This window comes from Stenotrophomonas sp. CASM106 (assembly GCF_049384825.1).
Lineage (GTDB): Bacteria > Pseudomonadota > Gammaproteobacteria > Xanthomonadales > Xanthomonadaceae > Stenotrophomonas > Stenotrophomonas muris.
Window position 1 is genome coordinate 218,070 of record NZ_JBMRFS010000002.1, and the last position, 26,091, is coordinate 244,160.

Sequence of the window (26,091 nt, forward strand, 5' to 3'; positions counted from 1 at the left end):
ACCCATCAGCCGATCTGCGCATGCACGCGCCGCAGCGTGCGCGCAATCATCCGGCGCGCGATGGGACGCGGCACCGAGAGTCCACGCCAGCGCAGCGCACCCACGCGGAAGGTGGCGCTGGCAGTGGCCAGCACCTTGCCGGCCGGGTCGGTCAGCCAGCCGCGGGTGAAGGCGATGCTGCCCTTGCTGTGCTCGACTTCGCCCCAGCCGATGATCCGCCCGGGCCGTGCGGGGCTGACGAAACTGGTCTTGGATTCGACCGTGACCGCGATGCGGTTGGCAGGCAGGGTGGCGTAGATCGCTGGCCCCATGCAGTCGTCCAGCATCGCTGACAGGAAACCGCCCTGCACGTTGCCCATCGGGTTGGTGAGCACCGGCCCGGCCTCGAACTCGACCTGGATGCGGCGCAGTGCATCGTCGTAACCGACGAAGCACCAGCCGAGCAGGGTGCCGGCCTGGGAGCGTGGAAGATCACCGTTGACCACGCTGTAGAAGATCGATTCGGGATTCATCGTGGAGCCTCGCGGGGGAGAGGGGAGAAAAAGAACTCACTGCGGTAGCGACAACAGGGCCAGCACGAATCCGATGACCGACAGCAGCACCACCGCGGCGCCGGCGGGCACCGGTGTACGCGCACCGGTGCGTCGCCGCACGCCGGAAGCGACCAGGACCGGCGGCAGGGTGGCGACCAGGCAGAACAGCTGGAACGCCAGCAGCTGCGGCAGTGCGAAGTGACCTCCGAAGAAGATCAACCAGGCCAGCATCACGCCGGCACCGGCCAGTGCGATCCAGGCAGCGCCGACCACGCGGATGAGTGCCATCAGCAGCACCTGCATGCGGGGGTCGATCTGTGCCCACGGCCTGTCCACGGCCTGGCCGTGGTAGGGCATGAAGTCGGAGCGTTTCAGATAGGCCGCAGCAAACAGGGAGACAATGAAGAACGCCAACAGGTAGCAGCCGAACGCGAGCCAGGCGGACAGGTCCATGTGGAGGCCATGCGGTTGCGGAGGAAAGGCCGCGTTTGTACCGGCAGCCATGCCGGTCGCGCCACGGGGTTGCGCGATTCTGGGGCAGCACGCCGTTAGGGGCGTGTCGCGGCTTGCAGGGCCGTTCCTCCATCTGCCGTTAACGCCAGTGTGGTGGTGAGGAATGCGTCACGTACGCGCCATGCGCTCTATCTCGTTTCCTGTGAAGAGGCCGCAACTACCCGTCCACGCCCAGGTCACCGCGCTGCGCAGACGCTGGGATTCCATTCCATGAAGGACGACGCCATGACCCAGCTCACCCTGCCCGAACTGGCCAGGAAAATGGCCGGCATTGATTTCAGCCTGCTGCAGACCCACGCCGGTGGAGAGATTGCCGGCCGTCCGATGAGCAACAATGGCGACGTGGACTATGACGGTGACAGCTGGTTCTTCACCACCGAAGACACCGACATGGTGCGCGAGATTGAAGCTGACCCCGCCGTTGCGCTGGGTTTTTCCGGCAGCAAGTCGCTGCTGGGCAAGCCGCCGCTGTTCGTGCACGTGCAGGGCAGGGCTGTGCTGGTGCGCGACCGGGCCACGATGAGCCAGCACTGGGTGAAGGACCTGGAGCGCTGGTTCGAACAGGGCGTGGATACACCGGGACTGGTGCTGATCCATGTGCGCGCCAGCCGCATCCACTACTGGGATGGCGAGGACGAGGGCGAAATCGTGATCTGACCGGAACCGCGCAGCGCCCGGCGCATCGCGTTCCAGGGTCAGCAGTGCGCAGGGTGTGCTGCCGGACCCTCAAGGTTGGCCAGTTCCGGTGCCAAGGCGTGCTCCACCGCGCGCCGCAGCAGTGCCGGTGCGACATAGTGCCGGTGCCCGGCGTCGATCAGGGCCATGTACATGCCGCCGAACGCATTGAGGGTCTGCACGCGTGAGCCCAGGCTGATCTCGACGTGTCCATCGCGATGCCGCTGCACGCGCACGCTGCTGCGGAAACGCAGGTGCCGATCGTCGGCGCCGAGCAGGACTTCGGCGTCGTTGTCCTGCGTATCGATGTGCGAATCCAGCACCGGGAATCGACCAGCGAACAACCGGCTGCGATCGGTCGACAGCAATGACGACACCGGGCATCCCAGCGGCGACGTGCGCAACCGCAGCGGTGCCACCAGTCGGTTTCGCAGCGCCATCAGATGGCCTACGCCGCTGGGTGGATTGCGCAGGAAGCCCTCCAGTACGTCGGCCAGCAGCGCCGACGCGGAAGGGTGGACCACCTGCGAGGGTTCCAGGCACAGGGTGGTCAGGTCCTGGTAGTGGCTGTGCGGCAGCGCTGTGGTCAGCAGGCCATCGGTGGGCGCGGGCCGCGAATGGATGGGATAGGCCGGTGTGGCACGTTCGACGAACCCGCGCAGCGGCCGTATTGGGATGCGGCGCAGCGGGCCGAGCACGGCACGGGTACGCGCGCACAGGAGCGCGCACACGCTGGGAGGTGCCGCCTGCAGCGACAGCTGCAACAGCGGTGCCGCCGCAAGCGAGGTGCACGAAGGCCAGTGCGATTCCGGAAGCACCTCGGTCAGGCTGGGGATATCGGCGGCATTGCGCTCCACCTGCGCACGGGTCTGCTCGCTCATTCGGCCTGCCAGTTCATCGCTGTGGCAGGACAGCGCAAACAGCGCCGGATGTGCAGGATGGTTCGACGCGAACTGGTGCCAGGTGCCGCCGCCGAAGCGCACGGTAAACAGGCAGTCCGGTGGGATGCGGACGCGCCGAAGCGTGCGCGCGAAGGCACCAGGACCTGCTGCCAGCTGCGCGTCGGAGGCGGTAGCGAAACGCAGCTCGGCTCCCGCGCTGCCGGCGATGGCGGTGAACATGCGCGGGCCTGCATGGCGATGAAACGGGTGGCCACCGGCACCGACGGTGAAGCTGTACAGCGAGGAGGCATCCCCGTGCTGCAGGTGCATGCCACCCAGTCGCGCCGAAGGTTCATCCAACGCATCGATGAACGCCGGGTGGTGGCGCTGACGCTGGCCGGCGTCACTCACCAGCGCGTCGCCGGCACCGATGCCGAGCTGCGCGATCAGGGTGACTTCGGTCGGACTGCCGCCGTCCTGTGCCGGAAGCTGCACTGCTGGAAACGAACGGCGATCGCGGGTCGAACCAGGCATGGTCATGCTCCTTGGCGGGGCGGATCAGCGGGCGGGGGACTTGCGGCGGGCGCGGGCTTCACGCTTGAGCGGGCCGCCGACCGGGCAGACTTCGGCCGCCCACGAGAACAACGTGTTGGCCAAACGGTCGGGTACCTGCCTGAAGTACACGAACTGGCCGCGTTTCTCGCGTTCGATCAGTCCGGCTTCCTCGAGGATGCGCAGGTGGCTGGACAACGCCGGCTTGCTGAAGTCGAAGCGCTCGGCCAGCTCGCCCGCGCTGAGCTCGCCGGCGCTGAGATAGGCCAGGATCTGCCGGCGGGCGGTGGAGGCAAGGGCTTCGAAGATGCGGTCCATGGAGAGCTAGTTAACTAATTCGTTAATTCATGTTGCTCCCGCAGCTTAGGACTGTCAAGCCATGACCCATTGCGCGGCGCGCCCGGGCTTTGCCATCCTCCCTGCTGTTTTCCGTAGCGTGGAATCCCGATGCGTCCTGCGTTCTGGCTGGCTTTGGCCCTGCTGCCCACCCTGGCGGTGGCGCAACCCGCGCGTACTCCCAAGGCCAAGGCCCCGGCGCAGGATCCCTTCAGCGAGTTGTTCGATACCGCCTGCATGCAGCACATCGGCGCGCCGGCGCGGTTGCAGTCGCTGATGGAATCCAACGGGCTGTCACCGCTGCAGCCTGCCGAAGCGGCAACGTTGCTGCAGGGGCAGTCGGGCGTGGCCTGGATGGTGCCGCTGGCCAGCGGCCGTTATGCGGTCAGCTGGGCCGACGACGGCACCTGCTCGGTGTATGCGGAAAAGGCCGATGCGGCGGTGGTGCAGAAGGGCTTCGCACGGCTGGTGCAGGCGGCACCGAAGCCATTGCAGGCGCGCTCGCTGCCGGGCCGTGGTCCGCTGTCGGCCGACCAGGTGGCGATCCAATACGGCTGGGCCACGCCGGGGCAGGCCAAGCTGCAGGTGCGCTTCCGGCTGGTGACGCGGCAGGCGGCCGAGGCCGGCGTACAGGCGATGGCCTCGGTGACGCCGGGGGACGCGATGCTCGAACCCGCGGCTCCCACCCCGTAACGCCTGCCGGGGCCCGCGCCCAGCCGGTGGACCATGCCCGCGATTCAGCCTTTCACGCAGGATGTGTTATATCGTTTATCGATAAATCCACCCTGGGGCGGCGAGGCCACCCCAATGCCGGAGGCCGCTTGACCGCTCGTCCCGCCCGCGCCAGACCCGCGCGAGGCTTGTTCACCCTTGCCCAGGCCGCCGTACAGGCCGTCCGGGCGATGTGCTGGCTGGGCATCCTGGCCGCACTGCTGGCGGTGCCCCTGGTCGCCCATGACCGCCGCTGGCTGCTCGACAGCGTGCATGACGCCGAGGCCGCCGCCGCGCATGGCAACGACCTGTTCCTGCACTTCTGCCTGGGCCTGGGCGCGATCGTCGCGCTGCTGGTGCTGTGCCTGCTGTTCCTGCGCCATCTGCTGAGGCTGCTGAAGTCGGCGGCGCGCGAGCGGCCGTTCACCCATGCCAATGCACAGCGCCTGCAGCGCATGGCCTGGCTGATGCTGGCAATGGAACTGCTGTCGATCCTGATCGGTGCCTACGCGGCCTGGATGGGCCCGGATTTCACCTGGATGGAGGTGGGCGGCGGCATGTCGATCACCGGGCTGGTGGCGGTGCTGATGCTGTTCGTGCTCGCACGCGTGTTCGCCGTGGGCGCGGCGATGCGCGATGACCTTGATGGTGTCATCTGATGGCGATCGTCATCACCCTGGACCGCATGCTGCAGGCACGGGGCATGACCCTGTCCGAGCTGGCCGGGCGCATCGACATCACCCTGGCGAACCTGTCGATCCTGAAGACCGGCAAGGCGCGAGCCATCCGCTTTTCCACGCTGGATGCGATCTGCCGCGAGCTGCAGTGCACGCCCGGCGACCTGCTTGGGCATGACCCGGCGCAGGCGCAGGATGCCGACTGAGTGGACGCCCTTTTCCCTTACCCACTGACAAAACGGACCTGAAATGGAATGGTTGGCTGACCCCTCGATATGGATGGGCCTTGCAACCCTGGTCGTGCTGGAGATCGTTCTCGGCATCGACAACCTGGTGTTCATTGCGATCCTTGCCGACAAGCTGCCGCCGCACCAGCGCGACCGCGCGCGGGTGATCGGCCTGGCGCTGGCACTGCTGATGCGGCTGGTGCTGCTGGCGGCGCTGGCCTGGATCATGAAGTTGACCGAGCCGCTGGTGACCTTGTTCGACCACAGCTTCTCCGGGCGCGACCTGATCCTGCTGGGCGGTGGCCTGTTCCTGCTGTTCAAGGGCACCATGGAACTGCACGAACGGCTGGAAGGCCGCGCGCATCACGAGGATGGCAAGAAGGTCTATGCCAGCTTCGCGATGGTGGTGGCACAGATCGTGGTGCTCGACGCGGTGTTCTCGCTGGACTCGGTGATCACCGCCGTCGGCATGGTCGACAACCTGGGCGTGATGTATGCGGCCGTGACCATCGCCATGGCGCTGATGCTGCTGGCCAGCAAGCCGCTGACCCGCTTCGTCAACAAGCATCCCACCGTGGTGGTGCTGTGCCTGGGCTTCCTGCTGATGATCGGCTTCAGCCTGGTGGCTGAAGGCCTGGGCTACAAGATCCCGAAGGGCTACCTGTACGCAGCGATCGCTTTCTCGATCCTGGTCGAGGCGTTCAACCAGTGGGTGCGTTTCAACCGTGAGCGCAACGAGCGCCGCCAGCCGTTCCGCCAGCGCACCGCCGATGCCGTGCTGAGGATGCTGGGCGCGCGTCCAGCGAACGGCCACGAGGACGAAGGCGTGGACGAGCAGGCGGACGCCGACGAGCGCCTGCAGCCGGCGGAGCACGAAATGATCCGCAGCGTGCTGGGCCTGGCCGATCGTCCGGTGTCCAGCGTGATGACTGTGCGTGCCGACGTGCAATGGATCGACCTGGCGCGTGGTCAGGAGGATGTGGTGGCGCGCCTGGTGGCCTCGCCGCATACGCGCCTGCTGGTCGGCGACGGTGACCTGGACAGCCTGCGTGGCGTGGTGCAGAGCCGGGACGTGCTGGCCGACCTGCTGCAGGGCAAGCCACTGCAGCTGGAGGGCAACCTGCGCGAACCGCAGTACGTTCTGTCCACTGCCAGTGCGCTGCAGGCGCTGGAACTGATCCGCCAGCATCCGGTGCCGCTGGCGGTGGCGGTGGACGAGTACGGCAGCGTGGAGGGCCTGGTGACCGCCAACGACCTGCTGGCGGCGATTGCCGGTGACCTGGTCGATACCCAGGACGAGCGCTATGGCGTGGTGGCGCAGGGCGAGGATCAATGGGAGGCCGATGGTGCGCTGACCCTGGACGACCTGCAGCGTTTGGCGGGCGTGTCGCTGCCCCGCAGTGCCGACTACATGACCATCTCGGGTCTGGTGCTGGAGCAGCTGGGCCGCCTGCCGGACGTCGGCGACGCAGTGGAGGTGGCCGGCGTGCGCATCACCGTGCTGGCAATGGAGAAGCGCCGTATCGCCCGCCTGCGGGTGGAGCGCCTCGACGGAATGGCCTGACCGCCTGTTGTTGTAGAGCCGGGCCCATGCCCGGCTGCGTGTCGAGAAGCCGAGCATGGGCGCGGCTCTACACAACACGACCCGCAGCCGTCACCATGGCGGGCCCGCTTTCTGTCATGGATGGTTGCAGTGCTGAGTACGATCGGTTTGTTGATGGGCCTGTATGTGGCCTGGCGCCTGTTCTGGCCGCTGCGCATGCCCATCGGGTTGAAGGTCGTGCTGTCGCTGCTGGTGGTGGCCATGGCCGTGCAGCTGCGCATCGTGGCCACCTTCTGGGGCACGATGGCATCGCCGGAAATCCCGAGGATGGCCATCGCCGTCCTGGCCACCGGCTCCACGGCGGTGCTGCTGCTGGCGTTGCTGATGCTGGTGCTGGATGTGGGCCTGCTGCTTTCGCGCCTGCTGCGATGGCCGCGCATCGTATCGGCCCTGCGCGCCTCGAAGCTGCGGCCGTTGGCGGGCCTGCTGGCGCTGCTTGTGAGTGGCTATGGCATCAGCCAGGGCATGGCCGTGCCCCAGCCCAGGCAGATCGACGTGGCGATCAAGGATCTGCCTGCTGCGTTCGACGGCTATCGCGTGCTGCAGCTGACCGACATCCACGCCAGCCGCCTGCTGACCGGCGACTGGGTGCGCAGCGTGGTGGACGAGAGCAACGCGCTGAAGCCGGACCTGATCGTGATCACTGGCGACCTGATCGACGGCAGCGTCGAGGCCCGCCGTGACGACGCGCGCCCGTTGGCCGATCTGCAGGCGCCGGACGGCGTCATTGCCATCACCGGCAACCATGAGTACTACGCGCAGTATCAGCAATGGATGCAGGCGTTCCGCGCGCTGCGCATGCAGGTGCTTGAGAACAGCCACCTGCAGGTGCGGCGCGGCGATGCGGCGCTGACCATCGCCGGTGTCACCGATCCGGTGGCCGCACGCTACGGCCTGCCGCTGCCGGATCTGGACGCTGCACTGGCCGGTGCCGATCCCTCTGCACCGGTGATCCTGCTTGACCACCGCCCGCGCAACGCGCGCGAAGCGGCGGCGCGCGGGGTGAAGCTGCAATTGTCCGGGCATACCCATGGCGGGCAGATCATTGGCATGGACCAGCTGGTGAAGCGGGCCAATGGCGGTTTCGTGTCCGGCCGCTACGACGTGGAGGGGATGACGCTGTACGTGGGCAACGGCGCGGGCCTCTGGGCCGGTTTCCCGGCGCGCATCGGCGTGCCTTCGGAGATCACCCTGATCACGCTGCGCCGCGCGCCGTGACCTGATGTGGGGTCAGATCCCTTTGCCTTTGGCAAAGGGATCTGACCCCGGCCCGTCAGGCCGCCCGCAGCGGCGGCCGCGCATGCGCACTTCGACGCAGGGCCTGCGCCCGCTTGGCGATCCAGCGCACCACGAAGGCGGTGAACAGCAACGCCGACGGCACCGCATACCAGAAGTTGCCGGGCACGCGCTTGAAGTACGAGTAGGTGAACACCGCCGCGATGATCCACATGCCGGTGACGTGCAGGCGACGCCAGGCGGTGGGTCCCATGCGCCGGGCGAGCCCCCGGTGCGAGGTGATGGCCAGCGCCAGGATGGCGATGTAGCCCACCGTGCCCGGGAGGTTGGCCAGCGCGGAGCGTGCTGGCCAGAACGCCGGGTTGAGGATGCCGAAACTGGTGATGGCGACTGCGTGCAGCAGGTGCGAGAACGCGAAGGACAGACCGATGATGCGCCGTTCGCGCAGCAGGAACCGGGTGAACGGGCCGGGCAGCAGGGTGGCGAAGGAGGATGCCGTGAATGCCCCCAAGAACAGCAGGAACGATGTGCGGGCGGTGAGCCGGATCGCCGCGCGGCTGCCTTCGGCTGCATCGGGATACAGGGCGAAGGCGGTCAGTGCGAACGCGATCAGGACCACGGCGATGGCTACGAACAGGCGCCAGCCGTGCAGGAAGGAAATGTTGGAAGCAGCCATGATGAGACCTCGAAGTAGGGGGCGGGTAGTGCCGGCCGCTTGCCGGTCAATGAACGGGTAGTGCCGGCCGCCGGCCGGCACCTCAGAAAGCAGGCAATGCAACCAGCACCCCCGCCGTGCACAGCTCGCCCAGAACGGGCACGCAGGCAGCACGCAATGTGTCCGTTGCCACGTCATGTGTTTCGGACAGCGCCTGCAGTGCCTCATCCACACGCGCGCCGTCGTCACCGAAGACCGAAAGCAGCGCGTAGGCCAGCGGTGACGGTTGCTCGACCTTCAGGCTGAAATCGGCGCGGCGCTGGATCACCAGCAGCGTGGGAGCTGCGCCCAACACCGGTTTCAGCCCCTCGTCCTCATGCACTGGCCACCGGTACCCAAGCACCCGCACCAGCGGCGAAACCGCCAGCACATCACTGTCCTCGGGTACGCGCTGCAGCAAACACCCAGCGCCACGCGGTTCAATGTGCAGCGACTGCTGCGTGCTCTCGTAGTGCGCCAGTTCCGCCGCCCAGCCCGGCAGTGCCAGCGTGTCCTGTACTGCCAGCCAGGCCGCGAACTCGCCGGCGATCCGTGGGAACAACGGGGTCTGGCAGGCGTGGTGGGCGTAGTAGTGCGCCACGGTGTCGCGCCAGCGCGACGTGCCCAACTGCTGTTGCAGGCGCGGCAGGCTGCCGGCCAGCAGGGTGTCCAGGCTGTCGATGCACAGGCGGCGGTATACCGCCAGCCTGCGCGCCTCCACGCCATCGGGTGCGGTCTTTGCAGGGTCCCGCACATGATCGGCCCAGCGCCGTTGCAGGGTAGCCAGCGGCTCAGCCATGGGCCACCTCCGGCCAACGTGCCTCAGCCTGCGCCTGGCGGATCTGCGCGATCTCGGCCAGCAACCCGGCCAGCGGCGGGAAGTTGAAGTCGCGTTCGAGCAGCGTGGGACGCACGCCCACCCGCATGTAGGCCTCGCGCAACAGGGCCCAGACCACGCCTTTCACCGGCGCACCATGGGTATCGATCTTGAAGCCGTCGTCTTCATCGAAGTGGCCCGCTACGTGCAGCGAGGCGACACGGTGGGACGGCATGCGGGCCAGGAATTCGAAGGCGTCGTAACCGTTGTTGCAGGCATTGACGAAGACGTTGTTGACGTCCAGCAGCAGGTCGCAGTCGGCTTCGGCGAGCACGGCGTTGATGAAGTCGATCTCGCTCATGTCCGCGCCGGCAACGGTGTAGTAGGAAATGTTCTCCACGGCGATGCGTCGGCCCAGCATGTCCTGCACCTGGGCGATACGGCCGGCGACATGGTGAACGGCCTCGGCGGTGAACGGCAGTGGCAGCAGGTCGTAGACATGGCCACCGGCGGCGCAGTAGCTCAGGTGTTCGCTGTACAGCTGCACCTGGTGCAGGTCGAGGAAGGCACGGGTCTGTGCCAGCAGGGTGCGGTCCAGCGGATCAGGACCGCCCAGCGACAGCGACAGGCCGTGGCAGGTCAAGGGGTGGCGCTCGCTGAGTTGGCGCAGCGCGTCGCCGTGTGCACCGCCGACGCCGATCCAGTTGTCGGGGGAGACTTCGAGGAAGTCGATGGCACCGGCCGGCATGGCCAGCAGTTCGTCGATCAGGCCACGGCGCAGGCCAAGACCGGCGGCATGGGTGGGCAGGGGCAGGGACATGGCGGATGCTCCAGAGAGAGCGCCGCCTTGAAGGCGGCGCCGGGTGAACGTCGATCAATCGGCAACGCGGGAGAACAGGCCCTTCGGCATCGGCTTGCCGTTGGCGGTGTAGACGCTGCGCAGGTAGTCGTGTGCTTCCTGCTCGCTGATGTAACCGTCGTGGTCGGTGTCGATGCGATCGAACTCGGCGGCACGCTTGGCGGCCACAGCATTGAACTCGGCACGCGAGACCTTGCCGTCGTGGTCGCGATCAGTGCGGGCAAACGAGGCGTCGCCGCACTTGCCTTCGCCACACTGGCCCTCGGCCACCTTGGCCTTGCCGGCGGGCTTGCCGGTGGTGGCCTTGTTGGCCCCGCACTTGCCTTCACCGCACTTGCCTTCGGCGGCGGCGCTCATGGCCACCGCGCTGATAGCCAGCGGCTGGATCGCCGCGGCCTGGCCGGCCAGCAGCAGGCCACCGGCCAGGGCGATGCCGATGGCACCGATGCGCGGCTGGCGGGAGGAAGAGGTGTTCTTGGTCGAGATGGACATGGTGGTGACTCCTTGGGAAAGCACGCGGGGCGTGCGGGATGGACGCCGCCGAAGAGGCGACGGAAAGCGAAACGCGCGGGAACAGGGGAGTCGGCTCAGGCGGCGCGGCGACGGCGCAGCAGATGGCCCAGCAGCAGCACACCGCCGAGCAGGGCACCGCCGAAGCCGATGCCGGGCAACAGCGCGGCAACCGGCAGCAGCAGGGCGATCAGGCTGACGCCCCAACCCAGGCCGTCATTTCCTGCCGTGGCACGGCCGGGGCCGGCCAGCAGCCGGTCCACGCTGAGTGCGCCACCGCCGTTGAGGATCAGTGGCAGCAGCATGGCCAGGAACAGCAACGGCAGCTTGAAGTTGCCGTAGCCCTGGTCGGTGATCGCATAGCCCTGCCAGAGTTCACCCAGGCCGTTCCATTGGTCGGGCCAGTGCACGGCGGCGATGGCAACGATGGTGAGTACCCAGAAGACGTAGGCCACCGAGCGCGTGGCCAGACCGAGCAGCAGCATCACCGCACCCACCAGTTCCAGCCACGTGGCCAGCTGCCAGTTCAGCGACGCGGGCAGTGTGGAGAACGGGAACGGGAAGCGGCCTTCCAGGTCGGCGAACCAGTTCTGGCCGCCCAGCTTCTCGCGGCCGGATTCAAAGAACTCCCAGGCCAGCAGGGTGCGCAGCGCCAATGGCGAGAGCCAGCGGCCGACGGCGTCCAGGCGGGGCGTATACACGGAAGAAGCGGTGCTGATCATGGTGGTGTCCTGCGGGCCAGTGGTCGATGGAAGCCATTCCAGGCGGCGCAGGTATCGGCAACGTGTGCCGTTGCCCGGGGTTTTGTCAGCGACTGTGGCCGCGGCCGGGGTTTCGTACAGTCAGATACAAAGACGATGCGCTGATGCGCATCGGGGCGTTGCGCGCCCGCGTGCGGGCAGCGATATCCACCCGAAAGCGCCCGGCCAGGACCGGCGCGCGAATGTATCCCACTGTAGAAACCCGCCTGCGCCCTACAGTCCGGTACAACTCCGCGCTGCGGCGAAACAGCGCCGATACACCGGCAGGCGGAAATGGCCACTCCCAACTCCGGAGTGCCCCCCATGATCCGTACCTGCTTGCTGGCCGCCGCTCTCGCCCTTGCCGCCGCCGCCCCTGCCTTCGCTGCCCAGGCCGATACCGCTGCACCGCCCACCGTCATCCTGGTGCACGGCGCGTTCGCTGATGGCTCCAGCTGGAGCAAGGTCATCAGCACCCTGCATGACTGGAAGCTGCCGGCGGTGGCCGTGCAGAATCCGCTCACCTCGTTGGCCGACGACGTCGCCGCCACCCGTCGTGCGATTGCCGCTGCGCCTGGCAAGGTGGTGCTGGTCGGCCACAGCTGGGGTGGCACGGTCATCACCGAAGCGGGCAATGACCCGAAGGTGCAGGCGCTGGTGTACGTGGCGGCGTTCGCGCCGGATGCAGGGCAATCATCGGCGCAACAGGGCGAAGGCTTCCCGGTCGGTCCGGGCCTGGCCCGCCTGCAGGAAAGGAACGGCTACCTGACGTTGCCGGCTGACGCTGTCGCCCAGGACTTCGCGCCGGACGTGATGAAGAAGTCGGCCGCACTGCTGTACAGCACGCAGGTCCCGTTGAAGGCCAGCGCGCTGGGCGAAGTAGTGAACGTTGCGGCGTGGCGCAGCAAGCCGAGCTGGTACGTGCTCAGCCGTGACGATCGCATGCTGTCGCCGCAGCTGCAGGCCGCCACCGCAAAGCGCATTGGCGCGCAGCTGCAATCGATCGGCAGCAGCCATGTGTCGCTGCTCTCGCATCCGGCGCAGGTGGCCGACAGTATCCTGGAAGCGGCGGGGGTGAAGCCGGCGGAACTGCCACTGGCCGAGCAGGGGGGCTGAGCGATGGCCGGCCTGCGTGCGTACGTGCTGCCGTTGCTGATGGGCGTGCTGGGTGGGGCTGCGCTGTTGATGGCCTGGCCCAGCCCGGAGGCCGATGCGCAGCCGGCACAGGCCGTTCCCGCCGCCGGGTTCGACGGTGGCGGGCCCTGGCACAACAGCCCGCCGCTCACACTGGAGCAGTTGCGGGGGCAGGTGGTGCTGGTCGAGTTCTGGACCTACACCTGCAGCAACTGCCTCAACGTGGCGCCGTATGTCCAGCAGTGGCATGCACGCTACGCGTCGCAGGGCCTGAGGGTGATCGGCGTGCATACGCCGGAGTTCGCCTATGAAGGGCTGCCTGGCAACGTGCGCAAGGCCATCGCACGGTTGGACATCACCTGGCCGGTGGTGCAGGACAACCAGTACCGGATCTGGAACGCCTGGGGCAACCGCTTCTGGCCCGCACTGTACCTGCTCGACCGGCAGGGGCGGGTGGTCTACCGCCATTACGGCGAGGGCGACTACGCACGTACCGAAAGCGAGATCCAGCGCCTGCTGGCCAACCCCTGAGCCGCGCTACCATGGCCGCGCCGCGCGGCCTTGACCTTCGTCCTCATCGAGAACGCAATGAACCACGTATCGCATATCCTGGTCGTCGACGATGACAGCGAGATCCGCCAGATGCTGGCCGATTACCTGCAACGCAACGGCCTGCGCGTGAGCCAGGCCGACGGTGGCCGGGCCATGCGCGCGCTGATGGATACCCATGCCGTGGATCTGGTCGTGCTGGACGTGATGATGCCGGGCGAGGACGGACTGAGCCTGTGCCGCAACCTGCGCGCCGGCAAGCATCGTGCGGTGCCGGTGGTGCTGCTGACCGCCCGCGACGACGAGACCGACCGCATCATCGGCCTGGAAATGGGCGCTGATGACTATGTGACCAAGCCCTTCTCTTCGCGCGAACTGCTGGCACGCATCAATGCGGTGATCCGCCGTACCCGGATGTTGCCGCCGAACCTGCAGGTGAGCGAAGCCGGTCGCCAGCTGGCCTTCGGCGAGTGGCGCCTGGACACCACCGCACGCCATCTGCTGGATGCACAGGACACCGCGTATCCACTCAGTGGCGCCGAATTCCGCCTGTTGCGCGTATTCCTCGATCACGCCAATCGGGTGCTCAGCCGCGACCAGCTGCTCAGCCTCACCCAGGGCCGCGACGCCGAACTGTTCGATCGCTCGATCGACCTGCTGGTCAGCCGCGTGCGGCAGCGCCTGGGTGACGACGCACGCGAGCCGACCTACATCAAGACCGTGCGCAGCGAAGGCTATGTGTTCAGCGTGCCGGTGCAGTTGCTGGGGCCGGACGAATGAACACCACCGCGCGCCGCCCACGCTGGCCGCGCACGCTGTCGGCGCGGCTGCTGCTGGTGCTGCTGGGCGGACTGGCGCTGGCCCACGCACTGTCCTTCGGCCTGCTGTTCTTCGAACGCTACCAGTCCACCCGCAGCATGATGCTGCGCAACCTGGACGAAGACGTGGCCGTGAGTGTCGCGCTGCTGGAGCACCTGCCCGCGGACCAGCGCGATGCCTGGGTGCCGCGGCTGGAGCGGCGCACCTACCGTTACCTGCTGCGCCCGGCCGCGGCCGGACCGGGGCTGCAGACCGATCGTGCACGCCAGGTCACGGCGATCATCGATGACAGCCTGCAGCACCGCTATCCGTTGCAGGCGCGCCAGGTGGCTCGCCTGCCGGAGCGGTTCGAGGTGGAACTGCGCCTGCACGACGGCACTCCCTTGACCATTGAAGTCACCCCGTCGGGCCTGCCGCTGGCGCGCTGGCTGCCCGCCGTGCTGCTGGTGCAGCTGGCGCTGCTGCTGGTGTGCGCGTGGCTGGCGGTGCGCCTGGCCATGCGCCCGCTGCAGCAGTTGTCGCATGCGGTGGAGCATCTGCAGCCGGGCAAGGACGGGCCTGCACTGCCTGAAGATGGCCCGGCGGAAGTAGGCGGCGCAGCAGCCGCGCTCAACGCACTGCAGGCACGCATTCGTGGCCATGTCAGTGAACGCCTGCAGATCCTGGCCGCGATCTCGCATGACCTGCAGACCCCCATCACGCGCATGAAGCTCCGGGTGGAGACCCTGCCTGAAGACAGCACCCAGCAGCGGCTGCTGGCCGACCTCGACCACCTTGGGCAACTGGTGCGCGAGGGTGTGGCCTATGCGCGCAGCAGCCACGTCGCCAGTGGCGCGCCGGTGTCGATGGACCTGGGCGCGTTCCTGGCCAGTGTGGTCGGCGATTACGAGGACATGGGCAAGCCGGTCAGTGGCGGTGCGCCCGCTGGACTGGTCGTGCAGACCTGGCCGCAGCTGCTGCGACGGGTGGTCGGCAATCTGGTCGATAATGCACTCCGCTACGCCGGCGCTGCCGAGATCGAGGCCGGCCGTGACGAGGCCGGAAGGGTATGGATCGGAATTTCCGACCGTGGCCCGGGCATCCCCGAGGACCAGCTGCAGGCAGTGCTGGCGCCGTTCCATCGGCTGGAAAGCTCGCGCAATCGCGATACCGGCGGCACTGGCCTGGGCCTGGCCATCGCGGTGCAGCTGGCGCAGTCGCTGGGCGGCTCGCTGCGGTTGCGCAACCGCGAGGGTGGCGGGCTGATGGCTGAGCTGCAGCTGCCGGGGTAACGGGCGGGGTCGGATCCCTTTGCGGGAGCGAAGGACTCTGACCCCGATGTGGGATCTGTGACGTTCCTGCACGGCCTTGGGATCGGCGATCATCTGCAGGGAGTGTCGAAACCAGGAAGCACGCAATGCAGGGAACGCAGCATTCAATCCAGCGCCCGCGCCACGTCGCGCTGCTGGTCGGTCTGCTCGCGCTGGCGGCCTGCCAGCGCACACCGGACGCACCGACCGACGCACCCGCAGCGGGCACACCGCCTGCCGCCCCGGCCACCGCAACAGATCTCTCTCCGCTGCTCGACGCCTTGCCGACCTGCGCGCTGGACGGCTGGTACATCGATCAGCAGACCGGGCGCCCGGCCCATCCCTGGTTGGCGGCGAACGCGCCGAAGCCCTGCAAGGAAGACGTGGAGAACGAGATCGCCACGTTCTGCGTGCAGGGGCAGTGGAAGGGGCTGCCGGTGGAAGAGGTGATCCTGCCGACGATGACATTCGTTTCGTTCCGTGGGGCCAGGATCGGCCTGCCGCTGGAGAAGGCACGTCCCATCGTCCGCCAGCGTTTCGGCCAGGACTTCCCGGGTGGTGCGGCTTACGAGGAGGGCCGCGAGCCGAAGCTGATGGCCGATCCCGAAGATGCGCAGCGTTCGTGGCTGCTGTGCAGCACCCCGGAACTGGGCCACGACGTGGACAGCGAGGGAAGCATCAGCTATTCCGGCATGAACCTGCCCTACGACCACGACGGTTGCAGTTACCGCTACAGCCCGGTCGACTTCTGCGATGCGCGGCACCGCGCAGCCATCGAAGATGCCCTCCAGCATCAGAAACCCAATTTCAACCGGCACTACCTGCTGGTACAGGTCGATGATCGTCCGGAGTATTTCCAGCGCACGCTGGTGCTGGTCGATGCCCGCACCGGACGCGCCACGCCATTGCCGATTGATGCCTTCACCGGGCCGGCGGGGAAGGGCGGTGATGCTACCGGCTACGGGACACTGGAGACGGGCGTGGACCAGCCGCAGTTCTGCCTCGATGGCGCGTTGCTGGTCTACCGCGTGTTCGAGGAAGGGCGCTTCTGCTTCGGTTTTGACGGTGAGCGCTTCACCGGCCATGAAACCCAGTACATGCAGGCAGCGGATGGCCGATGACCGGTATTTCACCCGGGCCATGACATCCTGCCCCGAACCTGCGCAACCGGGACCGAGGCTGTTGAAGGCGAACACGCAATGACCGCGGCGCGGCAGCGCTCGATGTGGGTGGCGGGCCTGTCCACGGTAGTGGAGTGGTACGACTTCACCCTGTACCTGTATTTCGCCACGGTGCTGTCGCGGGTGTTCTTCGGCGGCGGCGAACAGGCGCTGCTGGTCACGCTGGCAGGCTTCGCGGTGTCCTACCTGATGCGCCCGCTGGGCGCGCTGTGCTTCGGCCACCTGGGCGACCGCCTGGGCCGGCGCTGGATGCTGCTGGCTTCGATGGCGTTGATGGCGGCGGCGATGCTGGCCACTGCGTTGCTGCCGACCGCGGCCACCGCAGGTACCACGGCGGGCGTGCTGCTGCTGGTATTGCGCTGCGTGATGGCGTTTTCGGTGGGCGGTGAGTACACCGGCGTGGTGGCATATCTGCTGGAAAGCGCACCGGCGCGGCGGCGTGGCCTGGTGACCTCGCTGGCCTCGGCCGCCAGTGAAGTAGGCGCACTGCTGGCGGTAGCGATCTCGGCGGTCACCGTGGCGCTGCTCGCGCCCGCGCAGCTGGACAGCTGGGGCTGGCGTATTCCGTTCTTCGTCGGCGCGGCGCTGGCACTGGTGATCCTGGTCGCGCGCTCGGGCATGCACGAGTCGCCGGAGTTCGAGCGGCAGCGCCGCGAGGGCAGCATTCCCGCGACGCCGCTGAAGCATGTGCTGCGCAACCATCCGCTGGCGGTGGCGCGCACGTTCGCGATCTCGGCGCTGGGCTCGATTACTTACTACGTCGGCATCACCTATGTGCCCGCATTCCTGCATGCGCGGGGCCACGATGAGGGCGATGCGCTGTGGCTGTCGACGATTGCGGCCGTGGCGGTGATCGCGATCACGCCCCTGTGCGGCGCATTGTCCGACCGTGTCGGACGACGGCCGGTGCTGTTGGGCCTGACCGTGCTGGCAGCGCTGCTGCCGCTGTCCTTGTTCGCGTGGATGGCGCAGGCGACGCCGCTGGGCATCGCGCTGGCCGCGGTGTTGCTGGCCTGCGTGGCCGGTGGCGTGAGCGCGGTGGCGGCCCCGGCCACGGCCGAGCAGTTCCCCGGCGAAGGGCGGGTGAGTGGGCTGGCACTGGGCGTGACCATGGCCACGGCCTTCTTCGGCGGGGCAACGCCATGGCTGGCGCAATGGTGGGTGGAACGCAGCGGCTGGGCGGCGGCGCCGGGCGCGATGATCGCGCTGGTGGCGGTGCTGGTGCTGCCGGTGCTGTGGACCCTGCCCGAGACGGTCCCGGGCAGGGCCAAGCGCTAGCGGGTCAGACCTTCAGGGTCTGCTCGATGTCGGCCAGTACCGCGGCCGCATCCACGCCGATGGCGATCGACTGCACCACGTGGCCGTCCCACACGCTGGGGCCGAACGCCAGGCCTTCCGGCTTGGGAATGGTCATGCCGCGGGCAACGCCGTCGGTGGCCACGCGCACGCTGGCGCGTTCGAACTGGAACAGCTCCGGTCGGGTCAGCGCGATGCAGGCGCAGCAGTCGTGCACGACCATGCCCTTGTGGCCGGCCTGCAGGTAGAAGTCCACGTAGTCCTGCGACAGCGCGCGCACCAGTTCGGCGTCGGTACCGCCGATCGCTGCCAGCTTATCCAGGCCGTCACGGTCCATTTCCACGCGGGTGGTCACGTCCAGGCCGATCGCGGTGACCGGCCAGCTTGCGGTGAACACCACGTCGGCCGCTTCGGCGTCACCCCAGATGTTGGCTTCGGCGGCCGGGGTGATGTTGCCGTTGACATGGAACGCGCCGCCCATGATCACCACGCCGCGCACCAGGCCGGCGATGTCCGGGGCCTGCTGCAGGGCCAGCGCGAGGTTGGTCATGCGGCCGACCGCGACCAGGGTCACTTCGCCCGGATGGGCGCGGACCAGGTCGATGATCAGCTGGTGAGCGGGGCGCGCGTCGGCGGCCACGTCCAGTTCGGTCGGCACCGGGTGGTTGCCCAGGCCGTTGTGGCCGTGGATGTGCACCGGCCAGGCTTCCGGGGTGGCTTCCGGCTGCAGCGGGCCACCGGCACCGCGCGCGACCGGGGCGGCGAAGCCCCAGGCCTGCTTCAGGTACAGCGCGTTGTGCGTGGTCGACTCCACCGAGGCATTGCCGAAGGTGGTGGTGACACCGATCAGGTCAATCTGGGCGTGCTTGTGCAGGTACAGCAGGGCCAGGGCGTCGTCGACGCCCGGGTCGGTATCGAAAATGACTTTCAGCATGTTGTTGTTCTTCTTCTTCCGTGTGGTGCGGGGGGCGCCGGCGGCCTGGAAGCAGGCCGGCGCGCCCTGCATTGTCCCATCTTCATGACGGGCAGGGCCATTGCCGGGCTGGCAGGCCCATAATGCCCTCCAGTCCAGGCATGGAGCTGCCGAATGTTGATCGTTGCCCTTCTGCTGGTCCTGCTGGTGCTGGGCCTGAACGTGGCGGCTACCGTGGTGATCGTCAGGCGTGATGGCCTGTCGGCGGGTGGCCGCGCGGTGCAGCTGCTGCTGGTCTGGCTGCTGCCGCTGGTCGGCGCCATCCTGTGCCTGGCAGTGGCCACGGCCGATGGCTCGGCCAGCCGGGGGGATGGCGGCGCAAGCCATGACACCTCCGTCGGCTATTCCGGTGACAGCCACAGCCATCACAGCCACAGCAGCTCCGACTGCAGCAGTGATGGTGGTGGGGGGGACGGCGGCAGCTGCGGCGATTGAGGTCCCTGTAGCGTCGAGCATGGCTCGACGCTACAAGGTGCCGGGCATAGCCCGGCAACCCTGCCTGCCTCAGAACTTCCAGCGCAGGCTGGCCGACACGAAGCGCGGCTCGCCGAAGTTGTTGTAGTCCAGGTTGGCCCAGTAGGTCTTGTCCAGCGCGTTGCGCACGCTCAGCGTCGCGGTCCAGTTGTCGCTGATGCGGTAGTTGGCGTTGAACTGCACCAGCGAATACGCCGGCTGGTTCACCGTCACCGTGCCGCCGAGCGGGTAGGCGATGTTGTAGCCCTGCACCCGGCTCTGCCACTGCAGGCCACCGCCGATGCTCAGTCGCTCCAGCGCGCCGCGCAGCTGCAGCTGGGTGTTGAGCTGCAGCAGGTCCTTGGGCGGATTGGCGTACAGCAGGTCGGTGGCGGCGCGGGTCACCTTGACGCGGGTGTAGCCGGCATTGACCGTCCAGCCCGGCAGGATCTCGCCGTTGACGTCCATCTCCCAACCGCGCGCCTTGGTGCCGTTGATGCCGATATAGGCCGAGCTGCCGTCGCTCAGCGTACCTTCCGGCACGCTCATGTCACGCACCGCGTAGTTGTCCTGCTTGGCCTCGAACACCGCCGCATTGGCGGTCAGGCGGCCATCGAACCACTGCGTCTTGATGCCCGCTTCCAGGTTCGAGCCCTGCACCGGTGCCAGCAGGTTCTCGTTGCGGTCCTTGTAGTTCTGCGGATTGAAGATCTCGGTGTAGCTGGCATAGGCCGACACGTTCGGGGTGATCTCGTAGACCAGGCCCACGTACGGAGTGACCTCATCGCTCACCTTGTATGCACCGCTGGTGCCGGTATAGGCGCCGGCAGCGTTGTACGAGCGGCTGAGCGTTTCCCAGCGGCTCAGGCGTGCACCGGCAATCAGCGACAGTGGCTCGGCCAGGCGCAGGCGGGTGGCCAGGTAGACGCCACTCTGCGTGGTCTTGGCCACGCGGCGTGCGCCGGTGCGGGTGTAGGTCACTTCGGAGATGTCGCCGTTCCAGTTGAACACGTTGGGGATGTAGTAGCAGCGCTCACGCCCGCAGGTCGCCCAGTCGCCCGGGAAGTTCAGCGCCACGGTATTGGTGGTGCCTTCCAGGTCCGACCACTGCGCGCCGACGGTGAGGTCGTGGTCGCGGCCGAACAGCGGGAAGCTGCCGGTCAGGTAGGCATCGACATTGCGGCGGGTGTCCTTCGAATCACCGGCGGCCGTGCGCAGGTAGATGCCCGCGCCGGTCACCGGGTCCGGGTTGCCGGTGCCGTACAGGCGCACGTTCTGCACGTTGCCGCGGGTGTAGGCGGTGTTGATCTTCAGCAGCCAGTGGTCGCCGAAACGCTGTTCCAGGTTGGCGAAGGCGGTATTGCTTTCGCGCTTCCAGTAGCTCCACTTCGGCGACAGGTTGGTCGAGCGCGCCAGATGCGCGAAGTTGCCCTGGTTGTCGAAGAACGCCACGGTGCCCCAGGTCGAACCGGTCGGGTTGTTGTCCTGGGTCTGGTAGCCGACGGTGACCGTGGTGCTGTCGGTGACATCGCCTTCCAGCACCGCCATGCCGGCCATCTTGTTTTCCTTGTAGCGGTCGTAATACAGGCCACGATCGGTGTAGGCGGCGACCACGCGGCTGCGGAAGCGGCCGTCGGCGGTCAGCGGCGCGGTTACGTCGGCTTCCATGCGGCGGTAGTCCCAGCTACCGGCGCTGACCGCGAACGACGCGTCGAATTCCTTGCCGGGGCGCTTGCGCAGCAGGTTGACCGTGGCCGACGGCACGCCGGCGCCGCTGAGCAGGCCGTTGGCACCGCGGATCACTTCGATGCGGTCGTAGAAGGCGGTGTCGTACTCCTGGTTGGTCGAGCCGCTGTAGGTGGGAATGCCGTCGACCTGGAAGTCGGTGATGGCGAAGCCGCGCGCGTAGTACAGCGGGCGTTGTGTGTCATAGAAGGACACGCTGACGCCGGTCACGTTGCGCATCACATCGTTGATGCTGAACAGCGATTCGTCCTGCAGGCGCTGCAGGCTGATCGCGGTGGCCGACTGCGGGGTTTCCTGCAGGGTGATCGGCAGGCGCGTGGTACTGGCCGGCGGCGCCGACTGTTCGGCACGCACGCTCACCCGGTCCAGGGTCTTGGCGTCGGCAGCGCCATCAGTGGCGGCGAACGCGCTGGGCGCGGCCAGCAGGGTCAACGACGAAAGCAGGGCGGCCGGCAGCAGCGCGCGGCGGGGCAGGCGGTTATCGAAGGTCAGGCACATGGTGGGCTCGAAGCGTGGAGGCGGGGAGGGGCGGCAACAGTCGTCCAGCACCCGGGGCGGCGGCTTCGGGCACGGTCAGGTCCGTCTGGGGGCGAGGCGCGGTCACTGCGCAGGACGCAAATGTAAATAATTCTTAACAACATTACAATTCGCGTCATTGTGCGCAGGGTTCCCGGCACGGGGCATCGCTTTCTGTAGAGCCGAGCCATGCTCGGCTGCCTTTTGCCGGAGCCGAGCATGGGCTCGGCTCTACAGGCGTAGCCTGCACAAACGCAAACGGCCACCCGAAGGTGGCCGTCCGTCTGCATCGAAAGCAAACTGCGGGCTTACAGCGCCTGCAGTTCCTCGTTGGCGTTGCGCTTTTCCTTGGCCGGCGCCGGAACCGCCGCCGGAGCGGGCGATGCCGCGTTCGCGTCCACCGGCACCTCCAGGTAGGGCAGCTGCAGGGTCTGGCTGGTCAGCGTGCGGATCTCGTTGACCAGCGCGGCGCTGTCGTTGAGCTTGCGCCCGTACGACGGCACGATCTCGCGCAGGCGGGTTTCCCAGCCGGCCTTCATCTGCTCCGGGAAGGCCTTGGCCATCAGGTCAAGCATGATCGGCGGCGAGGTCGACGCGCCCGGCGACGCGCCGAGCAGGGCGGCGAGGGTGTGGTCCTTGTCGGTCACGATCTCGGTACCGAACTGCAGCACCGGGCCCTTCAGCGGATCGCGCTTGATGATCTGCACGCGCTGGCCGGCGGTGACCAGCTTCCAGTCACCCGGCTTGGCATTGGGGAAGTACTTGACCAGTTCGGCCTGGCGGTCGGCATCGTTCAGGCGCGCCTGTCCCATCAGGTACTGCACCAGGTCCAGGTTGTCCTTGCCCACTTCCAGCATCGGGCCAACGTTGTTGTGGGTGACCGAGGAATACAGGTCCCACCACGAGCCGTGCTTGAGGAACTTGGTGCTGTACAGCGCGAACGGCCCGAACAGGACCACCGGCTTGCCGTCCAGCTTGCGCGCATCCAGGTGCGGCACCGACATCGGCGGCGAGCCGGTCTCGGCCATGCCGTAAGCCTTCACCCCATGGCGCGAGGTCACGTCCTGGCCCTGGAAGGCGAGGAACTGGCCGCCGACCGGGAAGCCGGCGTAGTCCTTCGATTCCGGAATGCCCGACATCTGCAGCAGCTTCAGTGCGGCGCCACCGGCACCGATGAACACGAAGCGGGCGTGGGTGGTGGATTCGGTGCCGGCCTTGAGGTCCTTCACCGTCACGTTCCAGCTCTTGTCGGCGTTCTGCCGCAGCGCGCTCACTTCATGGTTCAGGTGCAGGCTGAAGTTCGGGCTGCGCTGCAGGCCGGCGGTCAGCTGGCGGGTGATCACGCCGAAGTTGACGTCGGTGCCCAGCGGCATCCAGGTTGCGGCAACCTTCTGCTTCGGGTCACGGCCTTCCATCAGCAGCGGGGCCCACTGCTTGATCTGGGCCGGATCCTCGGAGTACTGCATGCCGTAGAACAGCGGGTTCTTGACCAGGGCCTGCTGGCGCTTGTGCAGGTAGGCGATGTTGTCATCGCCCCAGACGAAGCTCATGTGCGGGGTCGGGTTGATGAAGTCGCTGGGCTGGCTCAGCCGGCCCTCCTTCACCTGGTGCGACCAGAACTGGCGCGAGACCTCGAACGATTCGGCGATGCCGACCGCGCGCTTGGTCTCGATGCTGCCGTCGGGCAGTTCCGGGGTGTAGTTCAGTTCGGCGAACGCCGAGTGGCCGGTGCCGGCGTTGTTCCAGCCATCGGAGCTTTCACCGGCGACGCCGTCGAGGCGTTCGTAGACCTGGATGTTCCAGTCCGGCTGCAGTTCCTGCAGGTAGGTGGCCAGGGTGATGCTCATGATGCCGGCGCCGACCAGCACAACATCGACGGGCTTGTCGTTGCTGGCGGCGGGCACCGAGCGCTGGGTCAGCGGCCAGTACAGGAACAGCGCGGCGGCCAGCAACAGCAGCACGAGCAGGGCGAGAAGAGCCTTGCCAAATTTCTTCATGGGGGCGGGATCGTTGGCGGAGGGGAAGGGGTCAGGATGCGCGTGGGGCAGGGAAAGGGCGTGAAGAAACAACGCCTTGCATCATCCACCGGTGATTCTAACCGGATCCGGTCCTTTTTTGATGCAACGCAGCATCCGACGTTTCGCGGTGCTGCCACATGGGCGGCAGGCGATGCCCGGCGACGGTGGGATCAGACCAGCTCAAGGATCTCGTCGCCAGCCTCATCGACCCCGCCGGTCGCGCGCCAGCCCAGGCGGCGGTAGAAGCCGTGCGAGCGCGAACGCGGGTCGGCCGAGCAGGCCAGGAACAGCCGCCGGTGGCCGGCATCGCGGGTCAGGCTGACCACTTCCTGCAGCAGCTGGCGGCCGATGCCGCGGCCCTCGTAGTCCGGCAGCAGGGCCAGCACCAGCACCTCGCCGCTGTCGCGGTCGGCGAAGCAGTAGCCGGCCATGCGCTCCCCCTCCCAGGCGACGCGGCCGATCGAATCGCCCTGGGCGATGCCGGCCGCCCAGCTGTCCACAGTGATGCCCAGCTGGGCCAGCTGCTCGGCGCTGAAGGCGTTCTCGCGGGTGCGCCCACGCAGGTCGATGCAGGCAGCGGCATCCTCGGGGCGGGCATCGCGCAGGTACACGGGCATGCCGGACATCCTTGTAATGGTCGGCCCGCCAGTATCCGCATCGCGCATGGACCCGGTGTGTAGGCTTGATGGAGATCCGATGGAGCCCCGAAAAAGGGGACGGAGGGGATTAAGCCGTATTTGCCTTGGATGTCGTATTGGCCTTAAACGACTTAATCCCCTCCGTCCCCTTTTTGCGCTGTGCGTCAGCGCTTGCGCCGGATCAATGCCGAGGATGCATCCAGCACGGCGCGGGTCAGCAGCGCCATGGTCTGCACGTCGCCCTTCCAGTGCTGCCAGTACAGCGGCACGTCTTCCCACGCGCGCTGGCGTACGTAGACCAGGCGGCCGGCGTCCAGGTGCCGCTTGACCAGCGGCAGCGGATTCATCGTCCAGCCCATGCCGCCCAGGTTGGCCTGCACAAAGGCGCGGGTGGAGGGGATCCACCAGGTCGGTGCGGTGCTGGGCAGGTCATCGCCGGCCATGCGCCGGGCAAAGCGCGACTGCATTTCGTCCTTGCGGTTGAACACCAGAACCGGTGCCTGCGCCAGTGCCTGCGCGGTCACGCCCTTGGCGAAGTGGCGTTCGCGGAACTCGGGGGTGCAGGTCGCCGCGTAACGGATGCTGCCCAGCGCGTGGATCTGGCAGCCCTGCACCGGCTCGTCCAGCGTGGTCACCGCACCCAGCACCGTGCCCTGGCGCAGCAGTTCGACGGTGTGGTCCTGGTCCTCCACGCGCAGGTCCAGGGTGGTCCCGGTGCCCTGCGCGAACTGCGCCGCGGCCTGCGGGAACCAGGTTTCCAGGCTGTCGTGGTTCACTGCCACCGGGATGCTGGCCTGGGGCAGGTCCTCATCCGCCAGGCCCATCCGGTGCAGCGCATCGTGTTCGAGCAGGGCGGTCTGCTCGGCCAGCTGCACCAGCAACTGACCCTCGGCGGTGGCGGTGGCCGGGGTGCCACGCTTGACCAGCAGGCGGCCGATCCGGTCCTCCAGTGCCTTGACCCGCTGCGAGATGGCCGAGGGCGTGACATTCAGCGATTGCGCGGCGCGGTCGAAGCTGCCTTCGCGGATCACCGCGGCCAGGGCGCGCAGCTGGGCGTGATCGATGCGCATCGAATTAAGCTCCGCTAATGTTGGTTTAGGAAGTTTAGCTCGTCTTTTCCATGTTGCGGCGCGACAATGGCGCCCGTTCCGGTGCTGTCCGCCTTCGCGAGGCACCGTCCCCCCCCAAGCAATACAAGGCAGTGAATCCCATGTTCTCGGTCATCTCCGCCAGCACCGGCCTCGGTGCCTGGTTCTCTGGTGCAGCCACCGGCATCGGCCTGTTCGCCGTGGTCGGCGCCCAGAGCGCCTTCATTCTGCGCCAGGGCATCCTGCGCAAGCACATCGTGCCGGTGGTCGCCACCTGCGCGGCCATCGATGCCATCTTCATCTTCGCCAGCGTGGCCGGCCTGCGCACGCTCACCTCGGCGCTGCCGTGGCTGACCACCGCCGTGCTGTGGACCGGTGTCGCGTTCCTGGCCTGGTATGCGATGAAGTCGGCACGCCGTGCGATCGCCGGCGGCGGTGGCATGGGCGAGGCCGACAGCGACGACGGCAGCCGCCGCGCGGTGCTGATGGCCGCGGTCGGCTTCTCGCTGATCAACCCGCACTTCTGGCTGGACATGATGGTGATCGGCTCCATCGCCGAGAACTTCGGCAATGCCCGCATGGCCTTCGCTGCGGGCGTGGTCACGGCCAGCTGCCTGTGGCTGACCGCGCAGGGCCTTGGCGCACGCCTGCTGGCGCCGCTGTTCACCAAGCCCAGCACCTGGCGCGTGCTCGACGGCACCATCGCCGTGATCCTCAGCATCCTGGCCCTCATGTTGGCGGTGCGCGGGGTCCACTGACCCGGCGCACGCCCCCCGAACCCACGTCCTGACTCTCTCTCCAAGGTAGTGGCAACGACGGCACCGGCA

28 protein-coding genes are annotated in these 26,091 nt (G+C 67.6%); 14 read left to right on the forward strand and 14 right to left on the reverse strand.

Annotation, left to right across the window (positions count from 1 at the left end):
• Positions 1-5 precede the first annotated feature (5 nt).
• Together VG556_RS04755 and VG556_RS04760 are read right to left on the reverse strand one after the other, a co-directional pair.
• Positions 6-512: a PaaI family thioesterase gene (locus tag VG556_RS04755; RefSeq protein ID WP_053494603.1), complete on the reverse strand. Its 507-nt coding sequence runs from the start codon at positions 510-512 to the stop codon at positions 6-8.
• A gap of 36 nt (positions 513-548) precedes the next feature.
• Positions 549-986, reverse strand: a complete 438-nt coding sequence (locus VG556_RS04760) for a hypothetical protein (protein ID WP_049418964.1) — start codon at positions 984-986, stop codon at positions 549-551.
• 285 nt (positions 987-1,271) lie between these two features.
• Between VG556_RS04760 and VG556_RS04765 the strand changes: the two genes are divergently transcribed.
• Entirely contained in the window at positions 1,272-1,703 is a 432-nt protein-coding gene (locus VG556_RS04765) for a pyridoxamine 5'-phosphate oxidase family protein (RefSeq protein WP_046429427.1), read from the forward strand.
• A gap of 38 nt (positions 1,704-1,741) precedes the next feature.
• On the opposite strand, the gene VG556_RS04770 is transcribed toward VG556_RS04765, so the two are convergent.
• The gene (locus tag VG556_RS04770) at positions 1,742-3,136 is read right to left on the reverse strand and encodes a DUF2867 domain-containing protein (protein ID WP_100449592.1); all 1,395 of its coding nucleotides are present in this window, start codon (positions 3,134-3,136) and stop codon (positions 1,742-1,744) included.
• Between the two features lie 24 nt (positions 3,137-3,160).
• Complete coding sequence (locus VG556_RS04775) at positions 3,161-3,472, reverse strand: metalloregulator ArsR/SmtB family transcription factor (protein WP_004147836.1); 312 nt, start codon at positions 3,470-3,472, stop codon at positions 3,161-3,163.
• 129 nt (positions 3,473-3,601) lie between these two features.
• Here VG556_RS04775 and VG556_RS04780 point away from each other — a divergent pair, with 129 nt between their 5' ends.
• From VG556_RS04780 to VG556_RS04800, 5 genes are all read left to right on the forward strand, one after another.
• On the forward strand, positions 3,602-4,183 hold the full coding sequence (locus tag VG556_RS04780) for an NMCC_0638 family (lipo)protein (protein ID WP_046429431.1): 582 nt from the start codon (positions 3,602-3,604) through the stop codon (positions 4,181-4,183).
• 209 nt (positions 4,184-4,392) lie between these two features.
• The gene (locus VG556_RS04785) at positions 4,393-4,860 is read left to right on the forward strand and encodes a DUF2975 domain-containing protein (RefSeq protein WP_041864087.1); all 468 of its coding nucleotides are present in this window, start codon (positions 4,393-4,395) and stop codon (positions 4,858-4,860) included.
• Positions 4,860-5,084 (forward strand): helix-turn-helix domain-containing protein, encoded by a 225-nt coding sequence (locus VG556_RS04790; RefSeq protein WP_012479411.1) that lies wholly within the window; start codon positions 4,860-4,862, stop codon positions 5,082-5,084. The genes VG556_RS04785 and VG556_RS04790 overlap by 1 nt, the downstream gene beginning before the upstream one ends.
• Positions 5,085-5,127: 43 nt before the next feature.
• Positions 5,128-6,669: a TerC family protein gene (locus tag VG556_RS04795; RefSeq protein WP_100449593.1), complete on the forward strand. Its 1,542-nt coding sequence runs from the start codon at positions 5,128-5,130 to the stop codon at positions 6,667-6,669.
• Between the two features lie 120 nt (positions 6,670-6,789).
• Positions 6,790-7,926 carry a metallophosphoesterase gene (locus tag VG556_RS04800; RefSeq protein WP_111144170.1) on the forward strand — a complete coding sequence of 379 codons (1,137 nt, stop codon included), beginning with the start codon at positions 6,790-6,792 and terminating at the stop codon, positions 7,924-7,926.
• A gap of 55 nt (positions 7,927-7,981) precedes the next feature.
• On the opposite strand, the gene VG556_RS04805 is transcribed toward VG556_RS04800, so the two are convergent.
• The 5 genes from VG556_RS04805 to VG556_RS04825 all read right to left on the reverse strand — a co-directional run bounded on the left by VG556_RS04805 (position 7,982) and on the right by VG556_RS04825 (position 11,546).
• Entirely contained in the window at positions 7,982-8,620 is a 639-nt protein-coding gene (locus tag VG556_RS04805; RefSeq protein ID WP_100449595.1) for a ferric reductase-like transmembrane domain-containing protein, read from the reverse strand.
• An 82-nt stretch (positions 8,621-8,702) separates the two neighbouring features.
• Positions 8,703-9,437 (reverse strand): DNA-binding domain-containing protein, encoded by a 735-nt coding sequence (locus tag VG556_RS04810; protein WP_100449596.1) that lies wholly within the window; start codon positions 9,435-9,437, stop codon positions 8,703-8,705.
• A complete protein-coding gene (locus VG556_RS04815) occupies positions 9,430-10,275 on the reverse strand; it encodes a DUF692 domain-containing protein (protein WP_100449597.1) in 846 nt (281 codons plus the stop codon). The genes VG556_RS04810 and VG556_RS04815 overlap by 8 nt, the downstream gene beginning before the upstream one ends.
• Positions 10,276-10,329: 54 nt before the next feature.
• Entirely contained in the window at positions 10,330-10,806 is a 477-nt protein-coding gene (locus tag VG556_RS04820; RefSeq protein WP_100449598.1) for an EF-hand domain-containing protein, read from the reverse strand.
• A 95-nt stretch (positions 10,807-10,901) separates the two neighbouring features.
• Positions 10,902-11,546, reverse strand: a complete 645-nt coding sequence (locus VG556_RS04825; protein WP_049469733.1) for a DoxX family protein — start codon at positions 11,544-11,546, stop codon at positions 10,902-10,904.
• A gap of 342 nt (positions 11,547-11,888) precedes the next feature.
• Here VG556_RS04825 and VG556_RS04830 point away from each other — a divergent pair, with 342 nt between their 5' ends.
• From VG556_RS04830 to VG556_RS04855, 6 genes are all read left to right on the forward strand, one after another.
• Positions 11,889-12,680 carry an alpha/beta fold hydrolase gene (locus VG556_RS04830; protein WP_100449599.1) on the forward strand — a complete coding sequence of 264 codons (792 nt, stop codon included), beginning with the start codon at positions 11,889-11,891 and terminating at the stop codon, positions 12,678-12,680.
• Between the two features lie 3 nt (positions 12,681-12,683).
• Complete coding sequence (locus tag VG556_RS04835) at positions 12,684-13,229, forward strand: redoxin family protein (protein WP_100449600.1); 546 nt, start codon at positions 12,684-12,686, stop codon at positions 13,227-13,229.
• Between the two features lie 57 nt (positions 13,230-13,286).
• A complete protein-coding gene (locus VG556_RS04840; protein ID WP_100449641.1) occupies positions 13,287-14,027 on the forward strand; it encodes a response regulator in 741 nt (246 codons plus the stop codon).
• Entirely contained in the window at positions 14,024-15,337 is a 1,314-nt protein-coding gene (locus tag VG556_RS04845; RefSeq protein WP_100449601.1) for a sensor histidine kinase, read from the forward strand. The genes VG556_RS04840 and VG556_RS04845 overlap by 4 nt, the downstream gene beginning before the upstream one ends.
• 125 nt (positions 15,338-15,462) lie before the next feature.
• Positions 15,463-16,476 (forward strand): hypothetical protein, encoded by a 1,014-nt coding sequence (locus tag VG556_RS04850; RefSeq protein ID WP_100449602.1) that lies wholly within the window; start codon positions 15,463-15,465, stop codon positions 16,474-16,476.
• A 78-nt stretch (positions 16,477-16,554) separates the two neighbouring features.
• Positions 16,555-17,814, forward strand: a complete 1,260-nt coding sequence (locus VG556_RS04855) for an MFS transporter (protein ID WP_005412589.1) — start codon at positions 16,555-16,557, stop codon at positions 17,812-17,814.
• A gap of 4 nt (positions 17,815-17,818) precedes the next feature.
• Here the strand turns inward: VG556_RS04855 and VG556_RS04860 are convergent, their stop codons facing one another.
• The gene (locus tag VG556_RS04860; RefSeq protein ID WP_100449642.1) at positions 17,819-18,766 is read right to left on the reverse strand and encodes a nucleoside hydrolase; all 948 of its coding nucleotides are present in this window, start codon (positions 18,764-18,766) and stop codon (positions 17,819-17,821) included.
• 153 nt (positions 18,767-18,919) lie between these two features.
• On the opposite strand from VG556_RS04860, the gene VG556_RS04865 reads away from it, so the two are divergent.
• A complete protein-coding gene (locus tag VG556_RS04865; protein WP_100449603.1) occupies positions 18,920-19,240 on the forward strand; it encodes a hypothetical protein in 321 nt (106 codons plus the stop codon).
• A 69-nt stretch (positions 19,241-19,309) separates the two neighbouring features.
• On the opposite strand, the gene VG556_RS04870 is transcribed toward VG556_RS04865, so the two are convergent.
• The 4 genes from VG556_RS04870 to VG556_RS04885 all read right to left on the reverse strand — a co-directional run bounded on the left by VG556_RS04870 (position 19,310) and on the right by VG556_RS04885 (position 25,246).
• Positions 19,310-21,502 (reverse strand): TonB-dependent siderophore receptor, encoded by a 2,193-nt coding sequence (locus VG556_RS04870; RefSeq protein WP_100449604.1) that lies wholly within the window; start codon positions 21,500-21,502, stop codon positions 19,310-19,312.
• A gap of 326 nt (positions 21,503-21,828) precedes the next feature.
• Positions 21,829-23,517 (reverse strand): malate dehydrogenase (quinone), encoded by a 1,689-nt coding sequence (gene mqo / locus VG556_RS04875; RefSeq protein WP_046429482.1) that lies wholly within the window; start codon positions 23,515-23,517, stop codon positions 21,829-21,831.
• 191 nt (positions 23,518-23,708) lie between these two features.
• Complete coding sequence (locus tag VG556_RS04880; RefSeq protein ID WP_100449605.1) at positions 23,709-24,155, reverse strand: GNAT family N-acetyltransferase; 447 nt, start codon at positions 24,153-24,155, stop codon at positions 23,709-23,711.
• 185 nt (positions 24,156-24,340) lie between these two features.
• A complete protein-coding gene (locus VG556_RS04885; protein ID WP_049406408.1) occupies positions 24,341-25,246 on the reverse strand; it encodes a LysR family transcriptional regulator ArgP in 906 nt (301 codons plus the stop codon).
• A 140-nt stretch (positions 25,247-25,386) separates the two neighbouring features.
• Here VG556_RS04885 and VG556_RS04890 point away from each other — a divergent pair, with 140 nt between their 5' ends.
• Positions 25,387-26,022 carry a LysE/ArgO family amino acid transporter gene (locus VG556_RS04890; RefSeq protein ID WP_005415673.1) on the forward strand — a complete coding sequence of 212 codons (636 nt, stop codon included), beginning with the start codon at positions 25,387-25,389 and terminating at the stop codon, positions 26,020-26,022.
• Positions 26,023-26,091 lie beyond the last annotated feature (69 nt).